Source organism: Halobacterium sp. DL1 (assembly GCA_000230955.3).
Lineage (GTDB): Archaea > Halobacteriota > Halobacteria > Halobacteriales > Halobacteriaceae > Halobacterium.
The window spans coordinates 722,536-744,791 of sequence record CP007060.1 but is presented as its reverse complement, the minus strand read 5'-3'; the positions used below and the strand labels follow the sequence as shown (position 1 = coordinate 744,791).

The window sequence follows — 22,256 nt, the reverse complement described above, 5'->3', positions numbered from 1 at the left end:
AGGGCGGTACCGTCAGCGGGTGGCGGAACGTTCCGGGCTGAAACGGGACGCGTCAGTGGGGCCCGTTCCCGTTGCCGTGGTTTCCGTTGTTTCCGTTGCCGTTCCCGTTGTTTCCGTTGTTGCCGTTGTTCCCGTTCTCGTGGGCGAACTGGAACTCCACGCCGACCGGCACGCGGCCCGACTCACCGGACTTCCCGGCCCACGTGCTCGCGACGACGACCCGCTCGAAGTTGCCGTTGTGGAGGAACTGCTTCAGTTCACGCTCACCGCCGTCGTCGAACGTCCGGGTGTCGAGTTGTTTGACCTGGTAGTTGCCGTTGTGCTTCACGCCGACGAACGTGAACTGGTACTCGACGTTGTCACCGGTCGCCTCCCGGAGGCTCTGGAAGGGCTCGACAGAGTCCGTCGAGACGGACTCGCCCGCGACGGAGACGTCCTTCACCCACCAGCCGGGCTCTGTGACCGCCCAGTCGGTGACGTATCGGAAGGAGACGAGCACGCTCTCGTTGCCCTCGTAGGCCGAGAGGTCGAAGGACTGGGCCTGCCAGCCGTCGGTGTTCCCGGTCAGCCCGGGGAGGTTCGCCTGCACCCGCGGGTGGGCGCCGCCGGCCGCCGACTCGTCGGTGTGCTCGTTCGAGAGGCTCTGCCAGGTCTCGCCGCCGTCGGTCGACACCTGGACGAAGCCGTAGTCCCAGTTCGACTCGATGCGCTGGTAGGAGTCGAACTCGAGGGTCGGATTCTCCGTCCCGGAAAGGTTCGCCTCCACGATTGCGTGGCGGTTCAGCAGGTTACCCGACCCGCTGTACAGCACCTCGCCCTCGCCGGTGACCGGGTCGGTGGCCGTCGACCACTCGGTCTCCGTGAAGTTGGTGCCGGAGACGGTGACGTCCGTGATCGGTCCCGCCTCGGCGGTGTCTATCGTGCGGTAGTTCGTCCCCCAGACGCCCGCCGTCCCCACGTCGGTGGACGTGTTCACGCCGACGTCGACGCTATCGAACTCGAACCGGTCTTTCGGCGGGTTCCCGAGGCTGTCGGTCACCACCGCCGTCGAGAAGTCCTGGTAGAGGCCGTCGAAGTCGGTCCCCGCGCCGGCCTCGTCGAGGGTCGCGTCGACGCTGGCGATGCCGTTCTGCTCCTCCTTGGCGAGGTTGCTGACGAACGACTGGCCGTAGCGGTCGGCGACGTACTGCGTCCAGGCGTACGCAATGCCGTAGTCCGCGAGGACGTTGATGGCGCCCTGGTCCTCCCAGTTCGTCAGGGAGTTCGACGGCATCTCCTCGTACGCCGAGAGGTGGCTCTCGGGCGTGCCGTAGCCCGTGACGACCTCGGCGTAGTCGGACATCCCCTCGTTCACCCACGTCGTCTCGTCGGCGTCGAGGTCGGCGTGGATGAGGTGCTGGTACTCGTGGGCCAGCGTCCCCTCGTAGCCGACGTTCGGCGATTCCTCGGTGACGTTCGACCAGCCGTAGGCGTCGACGTTGATGACGTTCCGGTCGGAGTAGTCCTGGACTGTCGGCGAGTAGTAGCCCGCGATGTACAGCGGGTAGTCCGGGTTGAAGTAGTTCTGGTCGCGGATGTTCTGGACCAGCAGCACCGTCTTGTTGCCCGCGTTCTTCGTGGTGTTGTAGTAGCCCTCCGGCCCGATCAGGTTCTCGGTACCGTTGCGCGCCTCGGGCGTCCCGAACACCTCGGACTCCTTCGGGTAGATGTTCTCGTCGAACTCGTCGGCGAGGTGCTCGACCTGCGCCTCACTGATCGAGGGCGTCTCGCGGTCGCCCGGGACGCCCCACGAGAGGTCGTCCGCGACCCAGACCTCCACGTTGTCACCGACCTCGCGGAGTTCGAAGGTGGTCAGCGTGTACCCCTGCGGTCCGAAGGTGAGGAACTGCCTGGTCATCCCGTCCGCGCCGTCACTGGACGCCGACCCGGAGTCCGACGTCGACGCGGCGTCCGCCGACAGCTCGGTCTCCAGGACCGGCTTGTCGGTCCAGTTCTGGGACGGTTCGACCGCGCGGTAGCCGTCCGTCGAGTTGTTCTCCGCCGTCGGCTCCGGCGCCACTGCCGGTGCCGGGGCGCCGTTCGCGTCCGGGGCCGGTGCCGCGGCAGCGGTCCCGACTCCGGCGGCGAGCGATGCGACTACGAGTACGGCTGTCATGAGTAGGGCTCTCACTCGAATCCCCTGCGACTGTTATTGGTACGTATCTTCTTAATATTTTTCTAGTAAAGATTGTATTTTTGGTTCGTATCGTGGGTCTACCACGAAACCACACTGGGGCGTCGCAACGCTTAACGCACCCGCGACGAACACGGTGCTGTGCACCTCTGCCACGAACGCAACGGCGAGTCCAGAACGCTCGCCCACACCGTGGACACCGCCGACTCGTTCATCTCGCAGACACTCGGTCTGATGTTCAGGACGTCGATGCCCCAGGACTACGCGCTCGTCTTCCCCTTCGACAAGCCCGCCGCGCGCGACGCTCACATGGTGTTCGTCCCCTTCGACATCGACGCCGTGTGGGTCGAGGACGGCGAAGTCCAGCAGGTGAAACGGCTCTCGGCGTGGACCGGCCGCGGCGAAGCGCGCTGTGATACGCTCGTCGAACTGCCCGCTGGCGCCGCCGACAGCATTTCGGTCGGTGACCGCCTCTTCGTCGCGGACTGAGAGGTAGTGGCAATACCTGACACGCCCCACAGCTTCAGGTGGCCCCGGGTAGTAACCTAGGGCACACCATGTCGGACCACACCGGCACGGAGGATAGACGAAGTCGCCTCACGGCGGCTGGACGCGAAATTCTCCGGCACTACTGAATCAGCCGACGCCGACGTATCACTTCTCGACACCACGCTCCGGGACGGCGAGCAAGCCCCCGGCGTGTCGTTGACCGGCGATCAGAAAGCCACAGTCGCCCGCAAACTCGACGCGGCTGGCGTCGCCGTCGTCGAAGCCGGCAGCGCGTGCACGAGCGCTGGCGAACGCGGGACAATCCAGCGGGTCACCGAACTCGGCCTGGACGCGACGGTCACGAGCTTCTGCCGTGGCGTCCAGCGGGACGTCGAACTCGCACTCGACTGCGGCGTCGACGGCGTCAACGTCGTCGTCCCCGCCAGCGACCGCCACATCGAGGGGAAGGTCGGCACGACGCGCGAGGCCGTGCTGACCACGACCCGGGAGCTCGTGGAGTACGCGACCGATCACGGGCTCTGGGTCGAGGTCATCGGCGAGGACGGCTCGCGCGCCGACTTCGGCTTCCTCGAACGGCTCGCCGAGGCCGCCAGCGAGGCCGGCGCCGACCGGTTCTGCTTCGCAGACACCGTCGGCCACGCCAGCCCCGAGGCGGTCCGGGAGGGCGTCGCGCGCGCCGCCAGGCACGGACCGGTGAGCGTGCACACCCACGACGACCTCGGGCTCGCGATGACGAACGCGCTCGCGGGCGTCGGCGCCGGCGCCGACCTCGTCCACGCCACCGTCAACGGCATCGGGGAGCGCGCCGGCAACGTGGCGCTCGAAGAGGTCGCCATCGCGTTCGACCACTGCTACGACGTCGACACCGTGGACACCGAACAGCTCTACGACCTCGCCGCGACCGTCAGCGAGGCGACGGGCGTCCCGCTCCCGCCGAACAAAGCGGTCTCCGGCGAGAACGCCTTCGCCCACGAGTCCGGCATCCACACCGACGGCACGCTGAAGGACGACCGCATGTACGAGCCGTACCCGCCGGAAGCGGTCGGCCGCGAGCGCCGCCTCGTCCTCGGGAAGCACGCCGGGCGCGCGGGCGTGAGAGCCGCGCTCGCCGAACACGACGTCGAGGTCGGCGACGACGACCTCGTCACCGTCGTGGAGCGCGTGAACGAACTCGGCGAGCGCGGGAAGCGCGTCACGGACGCCGACCTGCTCGCCATCGCCGACGACGTCACCGGTCGCTCCGGCGACCGGGAGCGCCGCGTGGAGGTCTGTGACCTCACGGCGGCGAGCGGCGGGGGCACACCCACGGCGTCTGTCCGCCTCCGCGTCGACGGCGAGGAGCAGACCGCCGCCGGCACCGGCAGCGGCCCCGTCGACGCCGCGATGGCCGCCGTCCGTGAGGCGCTCGGCGACGTCACCTTCCACCTCGAGGACTACCACGTCGACGCCATCACGGGTGGCACCGACGCCGTCGTCACCGTCCACGTTACGGTCACGCGCGGCGACCGCTCGGTGTCCGTGGACGCCAGCGACAGCGACATCACAAACGCCAGCGTCACCGCCGTCGTGGACGCGCTGGACAGACTGCTCCCGGAGAAGGCCACGGAAGCCGTCGCGGACTGACGGCGACTGAGAAGGTTTCGAACGCCTCCCAGCGGTTCCGCCAACCCGGGCAGGGCGACACAGCAGTTGCTCTGTGGTGAGATAGTGTTGGAGAAGCGCCGAGGAGGAGATGGAGATTTGAACCGGAGCAAGACGGTCGCTCACTGGCGTTCGCGCTGCGTCTTGCAGGGTTCAAACTCCTCACGGCGTTTACGTGCCCACACGACCAGCGACACAGGCGTCGCTGGTCGGTTTGGTTCCCGAAAAGCGCCGAGGAGGAGATTTGAACTACGTGCAGGCGACCGGCTCGCTGCGCTCGCCGGCTGCGACTGCCCTCATTCAAATCTCGCTCGTCGATACACCGCAGACACGCGAAGCGACAGAGCAGTCGCTTCGCGGTGTCGTCAGTAGTGAAACGCCGAGGAGGAGATTTGAACTCCTGAGTCCGTGTGGACAGTTGCTTTCGAGGCAACCGCCTTGGCCAGGCTAGGCTACCTCGGCTCGTTCGATACGTCGCCGTGTTCGGATTTAGTGGTTTCGGTTCCACAAACAGCCATCGTGTCAACCGATAGCGCTAAACGGAGCGGGTCGTTCGAATCGACCATGGACGTCACCAGCGCGCGTGACGAGTGCGACGCCGTCCTGAACGAGGTCGAGCGGGCAGTCATCACCGACCGCGAGTTCCTCGAAACGGTCCTCGTCGGCTTCCTGGCCGACGGCCACGTCCTCCTCGAAGACGTCCCGGGCACCGGGAAGACGCTCACCGCCCGGAGCGTCGCCACGGCCCTGGGGCTCTCCTTCCAGCGGGTACAGTTCACCCCGGACCTCCTCCCCTCGGACGTGCTCGGGACGCACGTCTTCAACGAGAAGAGCCGGGAGTTCGAGTTCCAGCCGGGCCCGATCTTCGCGAACGTGGTGCTCGCCGACGAGATCAACCGCGCCCCGCCGAAGACCCAGGCCGCGCTCCTCGAGGCCATGGAGGAGGGGCAGGCGACCATCGACGGGGAGACGATGGAGCTCCCGAAGCCGTTCTTCGTCATCGCGACGCAGAACCCGGTCGAGCAGGAGGGGACGTTCCCGCTCCCGGAGGCACAGATGGACCGCTTCGTGGCGAAGGCGGGCATCGGCTACCCCGACGAGGCCGGCGAACTCGACCTGCTGCGACGGCGCGCGGGCCGCGACACGCGCAGTCCCACGGTCGAAGCCGTACTAGACGCCGAGCGCATCGAGACGATGAAGCAGGCCCCCGAGGAGGTCCGGGTCGAAGGCGGCCTCCTCCAGTACATGGTATCCATCGCGCGGGCGACCCGCGAGGACCGCCGCGTCGAGGTCGGCGTGAGTCCGCGGGGCACCCAGCGCATGTTCGAGGCCGCGCGGGCGCGGGCCGTCGTGAAGGGCCGGGAGTACGTCGTTCCGGAGGACGTGAAGCGACTGGCGCCGAACGTGCTCGCCCACCGCATCGTGCTCACGCCCGACGCCGCCGTCGAGAACGTCGCGAAGCAGGACGTCGTCGCCGACGTCCTCGACAGCGTCGAAGTGCCGACCGTCCAGGGCTAGTCGCCGAGGGCGTACGCCAGCAGGACGGCGGCCAGGAGCAACGCGATGAGCCCGGTCACCGGGAGGCTGGTGGGCCCGAAGACGTAGATTGCGTAGCCGAAGGCGGCGGCGAGCGACCCGACCGCGAGGCTCCCAGTCGCGTGGACGAGCACCGACTGTCCCGTCGGTGCCTGGCTGCCGACGTCGATGCCGAGCGTCACGGCGTGCTCGCCGGTGTCATACGCGACGATGGCAGCGACGCCGGCGACCAGCGCCAGCGAGATTGGGAGGCCCTGGGTGGCGGCGAGGACGACGCCGACGAACGCGAGACCCGCACCGAGGGTGACGTACCGCCGTGTCGCGGTGTGGGCGCCGTAGACGACACCGACGGCGCCCGGCCCCACCAGCGCCGCGCCGACCACCGACCCGGCGACGACCGCCAGCACGGAGACGGCGGCAGCGACTGCGGCCGGCAGCACCGCGGTGGTCGGCGGACGCGGGTCGAACTCTGTCACTGCGACCACCCCCGCTGTGCCGTGGCGACGGCAACCGGGAACGAGTCCTCCGGCGACCAGTCGACAACGCGGATGCCGGCGCGGCGGAGCGACCGGATGCGCGTGGCGCGCTCGACGCGGGCGACCTGCTGGCCGAGTGTGTCGGTTCCAGTGACGTCCGGTGAGACGACCGTGACTGGGTTGCCGCCTGCCTCGATGCGCCGGACGTACTCGACGGCGTCGTCGTCGGCGAGCGGCGAGCAGAAGACGACCTGGGCGTCGGCGGGGAGCTGTTTCTTCAGCCGGCGGAAGACGAGTGCGGCGAGGAACCGTCGCTCGGGTGGCAGCGCCGCGAAGCCCCGCGAGCGGGCGAGCCGGTCCCGGAGGCGGGCGCGGTGGTCGCGGCCGATGCCCGGCTGGACCCACGTCCAGTGGGGGCCGAACGCGGCGAGGCCGACGCTGTCCCCCGAGTCGAGGAGCGCGGACGCGACGCCGCCCGCCGCCTCGACGCCGTACTCGACGGCGCTCTCCCCGTCGGCGTCTGCGACGTGGGACTGCTCGCGGGCGTCCACGATGGCGACGACGGTGGCGGCGCGCTCCTCGCGGTACTGCACCGTCGAGAGCTCCCCGGTGCGGGCGAGCCGGTTCCAGTCGACCCGCGAGAGCGGGTCGCCGGGGCGGTACTCGCGGGTCGCGTGGAACTCCACGCCGCTGCCGCCCTGCGAGGTGGAGACCCGGCCCACGCGCTGGACGGTCTGGCTGCGGAGCGGGAACGAGTCGAGTCGCGGCAGCGTCGGGACGGACGCCACCGTCGACGCGGCGCGGATGGTCGCCTCCGTCTCGCGGGCGCCGCTCGGGTCGCGTGCGCGAACCCGGACCGCGTCGAACTCGTACTCGCCGCGCCGCATCTCGATGGTGTACCGGATGGTCGCGGTCTTCCCGGACCGCAACGCGGTGGCGAGTCGCGGTGACCCCTCGACGACCGCCACGCCCTCGGGGACGTCGTCGACGACGCGGAGGTCCGGGAGGAACGCCCCCTCGTTCGTCACCGACAGCGTCACGTCGACCTCGTCGCCCGGGTCGGGGTCCTCGGCCTCGACGGTGCGCTCGACACGCAGGGACGGCGACGGCGCGGGGAACAGCTGTCCGTACGCCGCGTACGCGACGCCGAGCACGGCCAGCAGGAGTGCGGTCGGCGACGTCAACACGGCCCCGACCGCCGCGGCGAGCAGCGACAGCGCGGTGACGCCGCGCCAGCGCTTCGTCTCCCGGGTCGACAGGGAGACGATGGCTCCGTCCCCCGCAGCGACGTCATCGGTGGCGTCCCCGCCGCTGGACTCTGTCGCGGGCGCCTCGGTAGCGGTCGCCACGTCAGTCACCCCCCTCCACGTCGACGCCGGAGCGCCGCTCCAGTTCGTCGAGGGCGTGTCTGAGCTCCCGCTCGCGGGCCGAACTGATGCCCGCGATGGACGCGACGACGTCCTGGGCGGGCGGGGTGATGTCGTCGCAGAACAGCGCCGCCGCGGTGCGATCTTCGGTCCACGTGCCGTCTTTGAGGCGCCGCTCCGCTTCCGCCTCGGACCACCCCTCCGACTCGGCGAGCAGGCGGACCGCGAGGACGCGGAGGCGCTCGCGCAACTGGACGTCGAGGGACTCCCGACCGCCCAGGGAGAGCTGTTCGTCTATCTCGTGGCCGGGGCGGGGCGGTTCGAAGCGGCTCTCGAGGCCGCTGGCGCGCACGGACGCCTCCGCGGGGTCGCGGAACCCGACCTGCCTGCGAGCGATGAACGTCGCGACCCCGAGCACGACCGCGACGGCGCCGACGACCACCGCCGGCACGTCGGGCAACCGGACGACGTTCGCGACCGACGGCACGAGCGCGACCGCGACGCCGAGGGCTGCGAACAGCAGGCCGAGTCCGGCGAGCACGCGGCGCAGCATCAGTCCTCACCCCCGTACGTCGACTCGATGGCGCGCAACGCGTCGATGGCGCGCTGCTCCCGGTCGTCGGTCGCGGCGGCGCCGCCGTACCGGACCTCCCGGAACAGGTCGGTGAGTTCCGCGACGTGCGCGTCGTCCATGCCGACGGACTCGGCGGCGGCGGCGAACTCGGCGGGCGTGCTGGACTCGGGGTTCTCGACGTCGAGGTGGCCGGTCATCTCCCGCCACGCGCGGTACACCTCGTTCTCCACGTCGGCGGCCTCGGCGATGCGGTCGGCGGCCTCCCCCGCCACGTTTCCGAGCGCACCGAGTGCCTCTTCGTCCGTCTCGCCGGCCGGTTCCTCGGGCATCGCCTCGTCGGGCGGCGGGTCGTCGCCGGTCGCGCGGAACGCGACGAGCGCGAGCAGAACGACGACCACGGCCAGCGCGGCGAGCACCATCGGCGGGTCGAACAGCGTCTCGGTGCCCGAGGAGCCGCCGGCGTCGCTGCTACCGGGGTCGCTGGCGCTAAGCGGAGGGATGACCCCGCCGTTCTGGTTCGTGGTCGCTTCGGTGCCACAGCCCGTGAAAACGAGCCAGCCGGGCAGGACGACCATCGTGACGAGGAACAGCACGGCGACGGCCGGAATCCAGCCGTCCCGCCGGTAGAAGTACGCGCCGACGCCCACGTAGAACGCGGCGGCGAGCAGCGCGAACTCCGGAGAAAGGAGAAACGGCCAGCAGGCCGGCCCGATCTGTATCATCCCCTCGCCATCTTTGGGTTCGGGGACGCCGTTACCGTCGCCAGTTTCGTCGCCGTTCCGGTCGGCTGGGCCGCTCTCGTCGAATCCGGACCCGCTGGACCCGTCGCCGGTGCCGGCGGGGTGCTGGGGGTTCGCCAGCGTGGCGGCCGCAAGCGAAACGGCGAGCACGCAGAGGAGAGCGAGTATCAGGGCGCGAACGTTTCGGTCCACTGTCCGGCGTTTGCGATGTCTGAAGTATAGCTCTTGCGACCAGTAAGCGCGGGGTACTGTACCACGGCACGCGCGAGAGGTGAGCGGGCGACCCTGACCACACTGTGGTCGTTATGGGGCCAGAGAACGAAGCTGCAGTCGTGTTCCGTCGACGCTTCCTCGCGACCGTCGCGAGCACGAGTGCTCTAGCCCTCACCGGCTGTACCACCGGGTCCGAGGATGCCACGACGGATACCTCGACGACCGGCGAATCCGACTCCGGCGAGTCCGACAACGATGGGACCGACGAACTCGACCTCCGCGAGGCGAACGTCACGGGCGTCAGCGTCGAACAGACCGGCGAGGGCGTCCGCTTCGACGTCACGCTCCACCACGACGACGACGACGAGGACGGCTACGCGAACTGGTGGCAGGTCGAACGACTGGACGGCACGAGACTCGGCCGCCGCGAACTCGCACACGCCCACGGCACTAGGGAGTTCACGCGCTCGGCGACCATCGAGGTTCCCGACGACAGTTCCTGTGTGGTTGTCCGTGGTCACGACGAGACGCACGGCTACGGTGGACAGGCGATGCTCGTCTCGGTGACCGACGGCGCGACGACGGCCGTGCAGCAGGGAGCCGAGCCCCGAACCTTCGGAGCCACAGACTGTCCGTGAGGGGCAGCACCGGACCCGGAGCCCCAAATCATCCGCCCGAACCAGAATTAATTTTCTTCTAGTTTGCTAAATTTTAAATTACAGTAGGCGTGAGAGGCGGGCAATGCTGGAACACGCCGACGCAGTACCGGCGCCCGTCCCGCCGGACGACGGTGATGCCTGGTACGCGCCCGCTGTCCGCTCGCAGTACGAGGTCCACCCGGGCGTGGTGGTCACCGTGAGTGAGCGCGCGGACAGCTTCGAGTACGCAGTGCGGACGCCGCCGTTGGGCGAGGACGACGAGGCCGCCCTCGACCGCGTCACGGACTACTTCGCGGACGCGCAGCTCTCCCGGCCACGAACGCGGGAGGGGACGAGAGAGCGCGTCGCGGCGGGCCTCGGCGAGAAACACCGCCGCGTGCTCGCTCGCCTGACGGACTGCTCGCGGGCCGCCCGGCGGCGCGTCGAGTTCCACGCGCTCTGTGCGGTCCGCGGCCTGGGCGATCTCACGCCGCTGGCGCTCGACGAGGGCGTGGAGGTAGCGGACGCCGCCACCGAATCGCTGGTCGTCCACACCGCCGAGTACGCGCCCGCCGTCACCGACATCCCCGCCGACCCGCCGCACCTCGACCGGTTCCTCTCCGAGCGCCTCGCCCGGTACACCGTCCCGTTCCGGGACTTCGACGTTCCCGTGGTCGTCTACCGCGAGCGTGTCCTCGGGCGGGACGCGTTCGACACCAAGTACGCCGTCCGCGAACCCGACCGCCTCCCGGGCGACGACGAACTTATCGCCGAATGTAAAGACAGAATCTGGGAGGCCAACGTCGAGGGGCTGCTCGGCGACGGCGCCGACCGCACCGCGTTCGTCGCGGAGCGCGCCCGCGAATTCCTCTCCCGGCGGCTCACCGTGCGGAACACGCGGGCGTGGCTGGAGGCCACGCGACACCGCGTGCGTGCGGCGCTCGCGGAGTACGGGCTCGCGGTGCCGCCGGTCGGGCGCCGGTTCTCGGACGACCGGCTCGACGACCTCACGTACTACGTCCTCCGGGACTTCGTCGGCGACGGCGAACTCACTGTCCCCATCCGCGACGACCGCCTGGAAGACGTGGAGGCCAACCGCGTCGGCGAGCGCGTGAAGGTCGTCCCGCGGGGCGACCTGCGGGCCCACGGCGAGCGCCTGCCGACGAACCTCTCGCTGGACGACGAGCAGCGCTTCGTCAACCTCGTCACCCAGCTGGCCGCCCGCGACGGCGTCGAGCTGAACGCCTCGAACCCCTCGGCGAAGGTGAACCTCGAACCCGCGGAGGTGAGTGGGGACGTGACCATCCGGTGTGCCGTCGCGCTCCCCGTCATCAGCGAGGGCGGCCCCCACGTCTCTATCCGCAAGCAGGCCGCCGACGCGCTGACGCCCGTCGACCTCCTCCAGCGGAACAGCCTCTCGGCGGACGTGGTCGCGCTGCTCTGGATGGTGTATGAACACCACGGCGTCGTCCTCTTCTCCGGGCCGACCGGCGTGGGGAAGACGACGCTCATGAACGCCCACATGCCGTTCGTCCCCTTCGACGACCGCCCCATTAGCATCGACGAGGGCTCCCGCGAAGTCCGTCTCCCCCACGAGACCGGCGTCTCGCTCACCACCCGGGACCACGAGCGCGAGTTCAAGCGGGTCTCGATGGCCGACCTGATGACCGAGACCAACTACCTCAACCCCGACGTCGAGGTCATCGCCGAGATCAACACCCGGGAGAGCTTCGAGAGCTTCGCGCAGGTACTGAACACCGGCCACGGCGTCGTCGGCACCACGCACGCCGAGGACGTCGAGACGCTCGTCAACCGCGCCATCGAGCAGGGCGTGCCCGCCTACCTCCTCCGCGAGGTGGACCTCGTCGTCTTCCCCCGACACGTCGACGGCGACCGTTACGTCGGCGAGGTGGTCGAACTCGTCGGCGACGAGGAGGCACCCGACGACGCTCGGAGCGTCCAGAAGGACGACGGCACAATCCACTACCGCCGCGTGGTCGAGCGCACGCCCGACGACGACTTCTCGTTCGTCGGCGCCGAGAACGTGTGCTTCATCGACCGTCTCGCCGCGCGCACCGACCGGCCGGTCGCCGACGTCCGCGAGGAGTTCGCGCAGAAGCGCCGCTACGTCGAGTACCTCCACGACCAGGGCGTCTCGAACTTCGAGGAGCTGTTCGGCCTCCTGTCGGACCTCCGCACCGACGAAGCCGCGACCGTCGAGCGACTCCACCGGAGGGCCGAGGAGTGAGCGCGACCCTCGGGGTTCTCGACCGGGCGCTCTACGCGCTGTTCGCGCGGCAGGCCGACCGCACGCGCCACGACCCCGACCGGAAGCGCTACCGCGGTGCCCGCCTCGACGTGAGCTTCGACGTCTTCCTCGCTCGCGTCTACGGCGCGTCCTGGGTCGCGTTCGGCGCTGTCGCAGTGTTCGTTCTCGCGGCCGCAGCCCTCCTCCCGACCGGCGTGTTCGTCCCGCTCACCGCCTCGTCACCTGTCGAGCCAGTCGTCACGGCGGCGCTGGCGCTGGGCGTCCCCGCTGGCCTCCTCGCGAAGCGCGCGACTGTGTGGGCCGGCGGCCACTACCTGGGCCTGCTCGCCCGTGCGCGCCGCTCGGACGTCGAGAGCACGCTCCCCGGCGCCGTCCGCTACCTCTCGGTGCTCGCGTCGGGCACCACCGACGAGCGCGAACTTCTCTCCCGGGTCGCCGACCGCCCGGCGGCGTACGGGGAGACTGCGGTCGCGTTCCGGGACGTGCTCAACACCGCGGAGCTCACCGGGAGCGTGAGCCGCGGGCTCCGCGTCGTCGCGCGGGACACCCCGAGCCGTGACGTGCTCGCGCCGTTCCTCCTGAAGCTCCGCGAGCACGCCGCGCAGGGGCCGGACGCCGTCGCCCAGTACCTCGAACTCGAGTCCCGGATGCTCGCGAACCGCCGCGAGCGCACGCGAGAGCGCGCCGCCGGTTTCCTCGAACTCGTCGCCGAACTGTTCATCGTCCTCCTCGTGCTGCCCGCACTCCTCGTCATCGTCGCCACCGTCCTGAGCGTGCTCGCGCCCGGCCTCGGACGGACCGTGGCGACGCCGCTCGGCACCGCGACCGTCCGCGAACTGCTCGTCCTCGGCAGCGGCGGCTTCGTGCTCGTCGTCGGCGCGCTCGCGGCGTGGCTCGTCGAGTCGATGCGACCACGCGGCTTCTCCTGGAACGGCCACGACCGCTCGACGAGCCTCGGCGTCCTCCTGAACGCCCCCCGGAACCCCGCCGACGCTGCACTCGTACTCGCACTCCCGGCACTCGCCGTCGCCGCCCTGCTCTGGGACCACGGCCTGCGACCCGCGAACGTCGTCCTGCTCGGCTACGTCGCGTTCGCCGTCCCCGTCGGCCTCGTCGCGGTGCGGCGCGCCCGCCTCGACGACGCGAAGGACCGCGAGATCCAGGATTTCGTCCACGCCGTCTCCGGCCACGTCAGCCTCGGGCGCCCGTTCGGGGACGCCGTCGAGCGCGTCGCCCGTGACGTCGACCTCGGGCCACTGAACGGAGACGTCGCGGACCTCTCGTTCAACCTCGGGATGACCACGCACGACGACGACGTTCGCGCTGCAGCGCTGGACCGGTTCGTCGAGCGCGTCGACACGCAGCTCGCCGCCCAGACCGTCGGCCTCGTCTCCGGTGCGCTCGACGCGGGGAGCGACGCCGACGCCGCCTTCGAGGCGTTGCAGGCGGAGGTCGGCCGGCTCTACCACGAGAAGCGGGCGCTCCGCTCGCGACTGCTCGTCTACGTCGCGGTCGGCTGGACGACGGCGGTGCTCGTCGTCGGCATCACGGTCGCCGTCAACCTCTCCGTGCTCGATAGCTTCGCGCAGCTCTCCTCCGTCTCGAACGCCGCGAGCACGGGCGGGCTCACCATCGACCCGACGGCTGTGGACATCGAGCGGGACCGCTACCGGTTCTACCTCGTCACGCAGGCGACGATGCTGGCCTGTGGCTGGTTCGCCGGCGCCGCCAGCCGCGGACGCTACGACGCGTTGCTCCATTCGGGACTGCTAGTCGCGTTCGCCTACGCCGTCTTCGCGGGGGTGGGGATGCTGTGACCCGGGCGCAGTCGAACGTCGTCGGCGTCGCCATCCTGCTCGGGGTGACCGTCGTCGCGCTCGGGATGTTGACCGCGAGCGTCGGGACGGTCGTCGACCAGCACGCGGCGGCTAGCGACTCGCGACGTGTCGCCGCGGACCTCGACGGTGCGCTCGCGCCCGTGGAGACGACCGGCGTTCGGCGCGGCGAGCTCTCATTCACGAGCGGCGACCTCGACCTCCTCGCCCGGGACGTCCGGGTTCTCGACAGCGGCGGCGTGGTCGCCCGCGTCGAGGCGAACGCGCTCCGGTTCAGCGCCGGCGAGCGGGGCGCGACCTACCTCGCCGGGTCGGTTGTCACACACGGACCGGAGTGGTCCCAGACACGGACAGCGGTGCCGTTGTCGGCGGACCCGCGCGTGCTCGTGGTTAGCGTGCCGGCACTCCGGGGGGACGTCTCGCTGGCCGCCAGCGGCGGCGCGTCGTACACGCTCCGCTCGAACGTCACCCACCACCGCCGGTCGCTCGGCCGAGAGAGCTACCGCGTCGCCGTCGAGACCACGCACCCGGCGGCGTTCGAGCGGCAGTTCGAGCGGCTGAACGCGACGGTGACGACCCGGGACGTCGACGGGGACGGCATCGACAGCGTCGTCGCCGACTTCCCGGGCGTACGGACTGCCTACCTCGTGGTCCACGAGACGGAGGTGTCGGTGTCGTGAGCGACCAGCAGTCGAGAGCGGTCGTGCCCTCGGTCGGAAAGGCCCTCGAGGCCGGCATCGTGGTCATGTTCGTCGCGCTGCTGACGACGACGCTGTTCGGGAGCGTGGTGCCGAACGCCCGCACCGCGGCGGCCGACGAGGTGGGCGAGCGGACGCTCCAGCACGCCGCCGCGAGCGTCGAGCAGGCGGTTCCACCGGTCGGCGCAAACGTGGCTGTCGAACGCCGGGTCAGCCTCCCGGGGACCATCCGTGGCCGGGGATACCGCATCGAGGCCGACGGAAACGCGCTCGTGCTCGTCCACGCGAATCAGCGAGTGGGTGGACGGACCCCGCTCTCGCTCCCCGACCGGGTGCGCTCCGTGCGGGGGAACTGGACCGGCGGCGACGCCGTCGTTCGCGTGGAGCAACATCCGGACGGCGGGCTGGTGGTCGTGCTCACGGAGGGGTCGGCGTGAGTCGCGCACAGGCGAACCTCCCGGCGCTCGTGGTTGCGCTGTTGCTGGTCACCACGAGCGTGGGCGTCACTGTCGGTCTCGCCGCGAGCGCGTTCGCTGGGGCGGACGCCGACCCGGCTGACGCACGGCTCGCGGGGTCGCTGTCGGAGCGACTGGTCGCCGCCGATGGGCCGCTTTCGGTCCGCGCGAACGTCCTCTCACGGGCCGCGGTCGAGAACGCGAGCAGTGACTCGCTCCCCGAGAATGCGTCAATCCGGGTGCGCCTCGGCGGCGACCCGATTCTCGAACAGGGGGACCCCGACGGCGGCGCGACGATGCAGCGAATCGTCCTCGTCGTGGACGCCGAGCGACGGACGTTCGAACCAGCGCTCACCGGCCGGGACGCCGTGACGCTGCCACGCCGGACGTCGAACGCCACGCTCACGATCGACCCGCGGCCGGGCGCCAGCGTCACGGCGGTGCGCGCGAACGACCGCGTGGTCCTCCACGACCCCGGCGGCCTCGACGGGACGTACGATATCGCGCTCGCGCGCTACGACACCGTCGAACTCTCCTTCGACGCCAGCCGCGACCTCGTGGCGGGGAGCGTCACCGTCACCTACCGCGTCGAGACCACGACGAAGGCCGTCCTGGAGGTGACCGCCGATGCGTGAGCGCGCCCAGCTGTCCCTGCCCGTCGTCGAGGCGGGAATCGGCGTGCTGTTCGTGGTCGCCGTCGCCACCGCGTTCGCGTTCGGGGTGCCGGAGGTCGGCGTCTCCCGGCACGCCCAGCTCGACGCCTACGCCCAGGACGCCGCGACGGTGCTGGGCAACGAAGCACCGAGTCACGGCGAGAGCACGCGGCTCGCGGAGGTCGCGGCCTCCGAGGACGCCTTCGACCGGGAGGCCGACGCGCTGGAGCGCCGGGTCGACCGCATCCTCCCTGACAACCTCATGTACCGCGTGGAGACGCCACACGGCGCGGTGGGGTTCGTGCGCCCGTCGAACGTGGCGGTCGGCGTCGCGCACGTTCCGACCGGCAGCGGCCGCGTCACCGTCTGGGTGTGGTACGCGTGACTGACCGCGGCCAGCTCGTGCTCGTCGCCGCGGTCATCGCCGCGCTCGCGCTCGTCCCGGTCGTCGCGGCGTACCTCCAGTTCGGCTACGCGCCCGCCGTCGCCGACGTGGACGCCGACCACGGGTCGCACGTCTCGCGGTCCCTCGACAGAATCGTCGACGACGCAGCCGAAGCTGCGACCGGCGCCGCCTGGGGGGAGCGCGAAGCAGCGGTCGACCGGATGCGGGACAGACTGGACCCGCGAGTGCGGACGCTCGAGCGGGCGCGACTCGGTCGGGGCGTCGCCGTGAACGTCACCGAGAACGCTACGCTTGCGTCCCGGGTCGGCTGTCCGTCGGGTGACGGCCGGGAGTTCGGCGCGTGTGAGACGCTCGGCGGTGTCGTCGTCCAGGAGCGCGCGGGCGAGACCGTCGTGGTCGCCGTGGCGTTCGACGTCCGCGTCACGACGCCGGACGGAACGACGCGATTCAGCCGAGTCGTGCGGCCGCGGTAGCGCTCGCGACCGACCGCGGTCACGTCCCAGACTCGTCCCGAGGCTCGGCGGCGCTCGTCAGTCCTCGGCGAGGTCCTCGAATCCCCACTCTTCGGCACGCTCGGCGGCCTCCTCGCGGGCGCGCTCCCGGATGGCCTCGACCTTCTGCTCGTCGGCGAGGAACGCCTCCACCGCGTCCACGTTCTCGGTGGCGTCCTCCACGTCGGCGGCCGCCCGGGTGCGTGCGGCGAGGTCGTCGTCGCCGGCGAGTCGGTCAGCGGGCGTGTCCGGTGCGACAGCGGTGCGGTCCGTCCGGGGGACGGGGCCGTCCTCGCCCGCGTAGCACTCGACGCGGAGCGGCCCCGGTTCGGCGAGGTCCGCGAGCGCCGCGCTGCCGCCGCGGTCCGTCCCGGTGTGGACGACGTGCGTCGGCACGCCGTCCGCGAACGCGACGACGCCCGCGCCGTCGCCGTCGAGGAGGAGCGCGTCCTGTGGCGTGAACACGGCGTGTCCGGAGAGTTCACGGTCGAGGGCGAGCGAGAGCGCTTCGCTCGCGTCCTCGACGACCCGGGAGAACGTCAGATCGCTCATGGCTGCTCGGGGACGACGGCGTTCCGGAAGCGGTCGGCCACCGTGTCGGCCGCCGTGTCCTGGACGTCGATGGCGTCCGCGATGGTCCGGTAGGCGGCCGCGGCGTCGCTCTCCGGGGCGTGGGCGAGCAGCGGTTCGCCCGCACGGCGCGCCGCGCGCACCGCGTCGGCCTCGGGGACGGTGCCGAGCGTCGGCCCCTCGAAGTAGCGCTCGGACTGTTCGGCGACGCGCTCGACGGCGGCCGGGTCCTGGACCTTGTTGAAGATGACGCCGGCGACGCCCGTGCCGTACGACGCCGCGTACTCCTGGACCTTCAGGCCGTCCGAGAGCGCGGGTATCGTCGGCTGGACGACGAGCACCGCGCGGTCGGCGAGCACCACGGGGAGGACGGCGCTCCGACTGGACAGCGTCGCCGGCGAGTCCAGGAGGAGGACGTCCGTGTCGGCGGCGAGGTCCGCCACCACGTCGCGGAGGCGGTCCGGGTCGGCCGCGCGGAAGTCCGCGAGGCTCGTCCCACACGGGAAGACCTTCAGGCCGAAGCGCTCGTAGACGGCGTCGGAGACGGTGGCGTCGCTGTCGGCGAGCAGGAGGTCGTGGAGTGTCACGTCGGCGTCAGCGAGGCCCGCGTGGAAGAGGAGGTTCGCCATCCCGGTGTCAGCGTCGACGACCGTCACGTCGTGGTCCTCGGCGAGCGCCATCCCGAGCGCGAGCGTGCTCGTCGTCTTCCCGGTGCCACCCTTCCCGCTGGCGACGGCGAACGCCTCAACCATCGTTCTCGTCGGTGCGGAGCGCGGCGGCGAACGTCTCGTGGTCCTCGGGCAACTGGTCGAACTGGTCGTCGGCCTCGCGCCGGCGCTCCCGGAGGTCGTCGTCCGGGCGCCCGAGCGCGCGGTCCCGACACGCGTCGAACAGGTCGGCCACCGACTCCCGGTAGTCGGTGACCCGTCTGGCGCGCTCGACGGCCGCCCGGACGGACCGCTCGTCGCTGGTCGCAGTCGTCACGTCGGCACCCACGTCTGTGGCCCCGATTACGACGACAGTGGCGTCGGGTGCGTTCGCTCGGATGTCAGCGACGACAGCCCGCGCGTCGGCTACGGAGTCCCCGTCGACGACGACCACGTCGGGGTCGTCGCGGGCGAGGGCGGCAGCGACCGCGTCCGTCTCGACCGAGACCACGTCGGCGGCGAGCAGTGCCGACAGGGACGGTCGGTCGTCGTCAGCGACCAGGAGTGTCACGGAGTCCGATAGACGCGCCCCCGGCAAAATATTTTCGGGACTGCCGGGCGTAATACTTGCACCCGGAAGCGCTGATGATTCCGCCTGGCCGACAGTACAGCCGGACGCTGCGGCGTGGTTTGCGGAACCGGAAACCATATACAGTGTTCTAGACAGTTCTGCACATCTGCGATGGACCCGGCCATTCGAGTCCTCCACGTCGACGACGAACCGGACTTCGCCGACCTCGCGGCGGAGTTCCTCGAGCGAGAGGACGACTGTCTCGAGGTGCTGACCGCGACGTCGCCGAAGGACGCCCTCGACAGACTCCGCGAGGAACGCGTCGACTGCGTCGTCTCGGACTACGACATGCCGGGAATGGACGGCCTGGAGTTCCTCGACGAACTCCGTGACCGCCACCCCGACCTGCCGTTCGTGCTGTTCACGGGGAAGGGCAGCGAGGAGGTTGCCAGCGACGCCATCTCCGCCGGCGCCACCGACTACCTCCAGAAGGAACGCGGCACCGACCAGTACGCGCTGCTCGCGAACCGCGTGCGCAACGCCGTCGAACAGCACGAGTCCCGGACGAGCTACCGGGAGATCTTCGAGAAGGCCGCCGACGCCATCTTCCTCCACGACCCCGAGACGGGCGCGGTCAACGACGTGAACTCGCGGGCCAGCGAGATGCTCGGCTACGACCGGTCGGCGCTCCTCGAGATGGACGTCACGGAGTTCAGCGCAGACGAACCGGCGTTCTCGCAGGCGGAGGCCCAGGAGCGCGTCCGCCGCGCGATGAAGGAGGGCCCGCAGACCTTCGAGTGGCGCTTCGACCCGAAGGACGGCGCGGAGTTCTGGGTGGAGGTCCACCTCAAGCGGACCGTCATCAACGGGCAGACGCAGGTGCTGGCGATGACCCGGGACGTCAGCGAGCGCAAGGAGGGCGAGCGCAAACTCGCCGAGAGCGAGCAACGCTACCGGACCCTCGCCGAGCACTTCCCGAACGGCGCCGTCGCGATGTACGACGAGGACCTCCGATACACGCTCGCAGAGGGCGTCGCGCTCGGCGACACGCTACCCCCCGCGGACGTACTGGAGGGCAGCCGGATATCAGAGGTGTACCCCGACGACACGATCGCCGCCCTCGAACCGGTGTTCCGGACCACCATCGAGGACGGCGAGATCGGTAGCACGACCATCGGGGCCGACGGGCGACACTGGCGCGTGTGGACGGCGCCGCTGCGCGACGGCGATGGAGACGTGTTCGCCGGGCTGAGTTTCGCCCAGGACGTCACCGAGCAGATCGAGCGCGAGCGCCGCCTCCAGGAGCAGCAGGAGAAGGTGAAGGCACTCCACGACGTCGCCGCCGACATCGAGGCGTGTACGTCGGCCGACGAGGTGTACAACCTCCTCGTCACCGCCGGCGAGGACGTCCTCGACTTCGACCGCGGCATCGTCGACGGCGTCGAGGGCGACGAACTCGTCCCGAAGGCGATGCCAGACGACATCCCCGAGGAGGAGTACCACGGGGCGGTCCCCGTCGACGCGGAGGACAGCTTCGCCGCGAAGTCCTACCGGACCGGCGAGTCGATCCTCGCCGAGGACCTCAGCGAGCACGACGTCGCACCCGCGGACCCCACGTACGGGTCGGCGATAACCGTCCCCATCAACGACTACGGCATGTTCCAGGCGGTCGCCAGGGAGACCGGCGCGTTCGACGAGACCGACCTCGAGCTCACGGAGCTGCTCGTGAAACACGCCCGCGAGACGCTCACCCGTCTCGAGCGCGAGCGCGACCTGCGGACGTACGCCGCCGAACTCGAACGGCAGAACGAGCGACTGGAGGAGTTCGCCAGCGTCGTCTCCCACGACCTCCGCAGTCCGCTGAACGTGGCGAGCGGGCGCGTGGAACTCGCCCGGGAGACAACCGACAGCGAGGGCCTCCAAATCGCGAGCGACGCGCTCGACCGGATGGACGAGATCGTCGAGCGGACGCTCGAACTCGCGCGGGAGGGACGGACCGTCGGTGAGACGGAGCCCGTCCGCCTCGCCGAGGTCGCCGAACAGTCCTGGCAGGTCGTCGAGACAGAGAGCGCCGAACTCCGCGTCGAGGACGACGTCGCCGTCGAGGCCGACCCCGAGCGCGTCCAGCACCTCCTCGAGAACCTCTTCCGGAACTCGGTGGAACACGGCGCCTCGACCGCCGATAGCGTGACGGTCCGCGTCGGCGCGCTCGACGACGGCGGGTTCTACGTGGCCGACGACGGGCCGGGGATTCCGCCCGAGGAGCGGGACTCCGTCTTCGACCCTGGGTACACGACCGCGGACGACGGCACGGGGTTCGGCCTCGCCATCGTCGCGGAGATCGTCGAAGCCCACCGCGGCGAAATCACGGTGACCGACTGCCGCTCGGAGGACGTGGCGTCCGGGACGCGGTTCGAGATAACGGGGTTCGACAGCGCCTGAGAACGGTGGTTCCCGTCTGAAGAATCAGGCCTTCTCGTCGTCGTCGGAGCCCTCAACGGGAACCGTCGTCGGCTCGACGTCGCGCTCGCCACCCCGGTCCCGGCGCGAGCGGCGGCCGCCCTCGCCGATGTCCATCGGGAGCCGCTCGCGGAGGTCGCTGGCGAGCGTCTCGACGCGGTGGCGCACCGTCTGGGCCTCCTCCTCGAAGCGCTCGACGTTCCGGCTGACGCGGTAGACGCGGCTCGCCGGAATCTGTTGCATCAGGTCGTTGCCCTCGTCGTCGGTGCCCGTCCGGATCATCCAGTGGTCGCGGGCGTACACCAGCTGCTCGTTCGCGACGGTCTCCTCCGTGATGCCGTCCTCGTCCTCGTACACGATTGTCGCCTGGCCGAGTTCGATTTCCTCCATGCCACGACGTACGCGACGAAGCCACTTACGCTGCGTGCCGGCCCAGTGAGCCGCGGCGTCGGGTCTACTCCGACACAGGCCCTTTCCGGCGTGATACCGTACTACTGGGTGATGGGCCTGGTATCCCAGACGATGGAGTACTACCCGTACGTCGTCCACCCCATCAACGTCCTCGGGGTCGGCATCGCCCTGCTCGTCCACCACGAGTGGGCCAGGCAGGACCTCGACCGGGCGGTGCTCTGGCGTCGCCTCGGTGCGTTCCTCGGCGTCGGCTTGCTCTCGGTTCTGCCGACCGTCGCGTACTTCCTCGTCGTCGGCGGTGGCGTCCTCGAGGCGACGAAGGGGAACAGCGCCGTGATGGACGCGCTCGTCGCCAGCGGCCTCCTCATCGCCGCGGGACTGATGTGGGTCGTGTGGCGGCACTTCGACTGGGGGCCGCTCGTGCCGGGCGCGATGCAGGCGCTCGCCGCAGTGACCGCGCCGTACGCCCTCGTCTCGCCGTTCTGGAACATCTCCGGGCACGTCATCATCTCGCTGATGCCCGCGCTCTACCTCACGCTCGTCGACCGGCGGTTCTGGCCGCTCCTCGTCTTTCCCGTCGTGATGGTCCCGAACCGCATCTACCTGGACGCACACACGTGGGAGCAGTCCGTCGGCGGGTTCCTCGTCGCTGCCCTCGTTGTCGGCGGCGTCTACTGGGTGCAGGCGTCCGGGTCACTGCGACCGGAGCTGGGCGCGACGACCTCCTGACTGACCCTCGGAGTCGGCTGCACGGAGAGTTCACCGAGTTCCCCGGTCGATTCTGTAGGCGGTTACGGGGAGTGTGTGCCGGAAACACGGCTCTGTCCCTCGACCGTAGTTCGCTGGAAGGAACAGTCCGCCCTCCCCGATTTGAACGGGGGGACTCGTGGAGCCTTCGGGCGGTTTCACCGCCCTTCGGCGC

General features: G+C 70.3%; 21 protein-coding genes and 1 tRNA gene. 13 read left to right on the top strand and 9 right to left on the bottom strand.

Translation table 11 applies throughout. The features are described from left to right. Nucleotides 1-52: 52 nt before the first annotated feature. A complete protein-coding gene (locus tag HALDL1_05265) occupies nucleotides 53-2,170 on the bottom strand; it encodes a peptidase M6 immune inhibitor A (GenBank protein AHG03063.1) in 2,118 nt (705 codons plus the stop codon). Nucleotides 2,171-2,314: 144 nt separating this feature from the next. Between HALDL1_05265 and HALDL1_05260 the strand changes: the two genes are divergently transcribed. Further along, nucleotides 2,315-2,662 carry a hypothetical protein gene (locus HALDL1_05260; GenBank protein AHG03062.1) on the top strand — a complete coding sequence of 116 codons (348 nt, stop codon included), beginning with the start codon at nucleotides 2,315-2,317 and terminating at the stop codon, nucleotides 2,660-2,662. A 117-nt stretch (nucleotides 2,663-2,779) separates the two neighbouring features. Next, nucleotides 2,780-4,306, top strand: coding sequence for a citramalate synthase (locus tag HALDL1_05255; GenBank protein ID AHG03061.1), 1,527 nt, complete (start codon nucleotides 2,780-2,782; stop codon nucleotides 4,304-4,306). Nucleotides 4,307-4,701: 395 nt separating this feature from the next. On the opposite strand, the gene HALDL1_05250 is transcribed toward HALDL1_05255, so the two are convergent. Beyond that, nucleotides 4,702-4,786 (bottom strand) — tRNA-Ser (locus HALDL1_05250). A gap of 102 nt (nucleotides 4,787-4,888) precedes the next feature. On the opposite strand from HALDL1_05250, the gene HALDL1_05245 reads away from it, so the two are divergent. Continuing rightward, entirely contained in the window at nucleotides 4,889-5,842 is a 954-nt protein-coding gene (locus HALDL1_05245; protein ID AHG03060.1) for an ATPase AAA, read from the top strand. Here HALDL1_05245 and HALDL1_05240 read toward each other — a convergent pair. The 4 genes from HALDL1_05240 to HALDL1_05225 form a co-directional block, all read right to left on the bottom strand. Further along, on the bottom strand, nucleotides 5,839-6,345 hold the full coding sequence (locus tag HALDL1_05240) for a hypothetical protein (protein ID AHG03059.1): 507 nt from the start codon (nucleotides 6,343-6,345) through the stop codon (nucleotides 5,839-5,841). The two genes, HALDL1_05245 and HALDL1_05240, sit on opposite strands and share 4 nt — an antisense overlap. After that, on the bottom strand, nucleotides 6,333-7,595 hold the full coding sequence (locus HALDL1_05235; GenBank protein AHG03058.1) for a hypothetical protein: 1,263 nt from the start codon (nucleotides 7,593-7,595) through the stop codon (nucleotides 6,333-6,335). Before HALDL1_05235 ends, HALDL1_05240 begins: the two co-directional genes overlap by 13 nt. 91 nt (nucleotides 7,596-7,686) lie before the next feature. Further along, on the bottom strand, nucleotides 7,687-8,256 hold the full coding sequence (locus tag HALDL1_05230; protein ID AHG03057.1) for a hypothetical protein: 570 nt from the start codon (nucleotides 8,254-8,256) through the stop codon (nucleotides 7,687-7,689). Then, complete coding sequence (locus HALDL1_05225) at nucleotides 8,256-9,209, bottom strand: hypothetical protein (GenBank protein ID AHG03056.1); 954 nt, start codon at nucleotides 9,207-9,209, stop codon at nucleotides 8,256-8,258. Before HALDL1_05225 ends, HALDL1_05230 begins: the two co-directional genes overlap by 1 nt. Before the next feature lie 113 nt (nucleotides 9,210-9,322). Between HALDL1_05225 and HALDL1_05220 the strand changes: the two genes are divergently transcribed. The 8 genes from HALDL1_05220 (at nucleotide 9,323) to HALDL1_05185 (ending at nucleotide 16,657) form a co-directional block, all read left to right on the top strand. Next, nucleotides 9,323-9,868, top strand: a complete 546-nt coding sequence (locus HALDL1_05220; GenBank protein AHG03055.1) for a hypothetical protein — start codon at nucleotides 9,323-9,325, stop codon at nucleotides 9,866-9,868. Between the two features lie 103 nt (nucleotides 9,869-9,971). Beyond that, the gene (locus tag HALDL1_05215) at nucleotides 9,972-12,116 is read left to right on the top strand and encodes a secretion system protein (protein ID AHG03054.1); all 2,145 of its coding nucleotides are present in this window, start codon (nucleotides 9,972-9,974) and stop codon (nucleotides 12,114-12,116) included. Further along, nucleotides 12,113-13,954 carry a membrane protein gene (locus HALDL1_05210; GenBank protein AHG03053.1) on the top strand — a complete coding sequence of 614 codons (1,842 nt, stop codon included), beginning with the start codon at nucleotides 12,113-12,115 and terminating at the stop codon, nucleotides 13,952-13,954. Before HALDL1_05215 ends, HALDL1_05210 begins: the two co-directional genes overlap by 4 nt. Further along, the gene (locus HALDL1_05205) at nucleotides 13,951-14,652 is read left to right on the top strand and encodes a hypothetical protein (protein AHG03052.1); all 702 of its coding nucleotides are present in this window, start codon (nucleotides 13,951-13,953) and stop codon (nucleotides 14,650-14,652) included. Before HALDL1_05210 ends, HALDL1_05205 begins: the two co-directional genes overlap by 4 nt. Next, a complete protein-coding gene (locus HALDL1_05200) occupies nucleotides 14,649-15,107 on the top strand; it encodes a hypothetical protein (GenBank protein AHG03051.1) in 459 nt (152 codons plus the stop codon). The genes HALDL1_05205 and HALDL1_05200 overlap by 4 nt, the downstream gene beginning before the upstream one ends. Continuing rightward, nucleotides 15,104-15,760 carry a hypothetical protein gene (locus HALDL1_05195; GenBank protein ID AHG03050.1) on the top strand — a complete coding sequence of 219 codons (657 nt, stop codon included), beginning with the start codon at nucleotides 15,104-15,106 and terminating at the stop codon, nucleotides 15,758-15,760. The genes HALDL1_05200 and HALDL1_05195 overlap by 4 nt, the downstream gene beginning before the upstream one ends. Then, nucleotides 15,753-16,163 (top strand): hypothetical protein, encoded by a 411-nt coding sequence (locus HALDL1_05190; protein ID AHG03049.1) that lies wholly within the window; start codon nucleotides 15,753-15,755, stop codon nucleotides 16,161-16,163. Before HALDL1_05195 ends, HALDL1_05190 begins: the two co-directional genes overlap by 8 nt. Next, the gene (locus HALDL1_05185; GenBank protein ID AHG03048.1) at nucleotides 16,151-16,657 is read left to right on the top strand and encodes a hypothetical protein; all 507 of its coding nucleotides are present in this window, start codon (nucleotides 16,151-16,153) and stop codon (nucleotides 16,655-16,657) included. Before HALDL1_05190 ends, HALDL1_05185 begins: the two co-directional genes overlap by 13 nt. A 566-nt stretch (nucleotides 16,658-17,223) precedes the next feature. On the opposite strand, the gene HALDL1_05175 is transcribed toward HALDL1_05185, so the two are convergent. Further along, the gene (locus HALDL1_05175) at nucleotides 17,224-17,997 is read right to left on the bottom strand and encodes a chromosome partitioning protein ParA (protein AHG03047.1); all 774 of its coding nucleotides are present in this window, start codon (nucleotides 17,995-17,997) and stop codon (nucleotides 17,224-17,226) included. Continuing rightward, nucleotides 17,990-18,463: a hypothetical protein gene (locus HALDL1_05170; GenBank protein AHG05183.1), complete on the bottom strand. Its 474-nt coding sequence runs from the start codon at nucleotides 18,461-18,463 to the stop codon at nucleotides 17,990-17,992. Before HALDL1_05170 ends, HALDL1_05175 begins: the two co-directional genes overlap by 8 nt. Nucleotides 18,464-18,634: 171 nt before the next feature. Between HALDL1_05170 and HALDL1_05165 the strand changes: the two genes are divergently transcribed. After that, entirely contained in the window at nucleotides 18,635-20,905 is a 2,271-nt protein-coding gene (locus tag HALDL1_05165; protein ID AHG05182.1) for a hypothetical protein, read from the top strand. A 24-nt stretch (nucleotides 20,906-20,929) separates the two neighbouring features. On the opposite strand, the gene HALDL1_05160 is transcribed toward HALDL1_05165, so the two are convergent. Then, on the bottom strand, nucleotides 20,930-21,313 hold the full coding sequence (locus HALDL1_05160) for a hypothetical protein (GenBank protein AHG03046.1): 384 nt from the start codon (nucleotides 21,311-21,313) through the stop codon (nucleotides 20,930-20,932). A 111-nt stretch (nucleotides 21,314-21,424) separates the two neighbouring features. Between HALDL1_05160 and HALDL1_05155 the strand changes: the two genes are divergently transcribed. After that, nucleotides 21,425-22,063 carry a hypothetical protein gene (locus tag HALDL1_05155; protein AHG05181.1) on the top strand — a complete coding sequence of 213 codons (639 nt, stop codon included), beginning with the start codon at nucleotides 21,425-21,427 and terminating at the stop codon, nucleotides 22,061-22,063. Nucleotides 22,064-22,256 lie beyond the last annotated feature (193 nt).

Coding starts and splice junctions, on each gene's coding strand:
- HALDL1_05190 (AHG03049.1), top strand. CDS start 15,753: ATGCGTGAGCGCGCCCAGCTGTCCCTGCCCGTCGTCGAGGCGGGAATC.
- HALDL1_05155 (AHG05181.1), top strand. CDS start 21,425: ATGGGCCTGGTATCCCAGACGATGGAGTACTACCCGTACGTCGTCCAC.
- HALDL1_05230 (AHG03057.1), bottom strand. CDS start 8,256: ATGCTGCGCCGCGTGCTCGCCGGACTCGGCCTGCTGTTCGCAGCCCTC.
- HALDL1_05245 (AHG03060.1), top strand. CDS start 4,889: ATGGACGTCACCAGCGCGCGTGACGAGTGCGACGCCGTCCTGAACGAG.
- HALDL1_05220 (AHG03055.1), top strand. CDS start 9,323: ATGGGGCCAGAGAACGAAGCTGCAGTCGTGTTCCGTCGACGCTTCCTC.
- HALDL1_05165 (AHG05182.1), top strand. CDS start 18,635: ATGGACCCGGCCATTCGAGTCCTCCACGTCGACGACGAACCGGACTTC.
- HALDL1_05215 (AHG03054.1), top strand. CDS start 9,972: ATGCTGGAACACGCCGACGCAGTACCGGCGCCCGTCCCGCCGGACGAC.
- HALDL1_05160 (AHG03046.1), bottom strand. CDS start 21,313: ATGGAGGAAATCGAACTCGGCCAGGCGACAATCGTGTACGAGGACGAG.
- HALDL1_05175 (AHG03047.1), bottom strand. CDS start 17,997: ATGGTTGAGGCGTTCGCCGTCGCCAGCGGGAAGGGTGGCACCGGGAAG.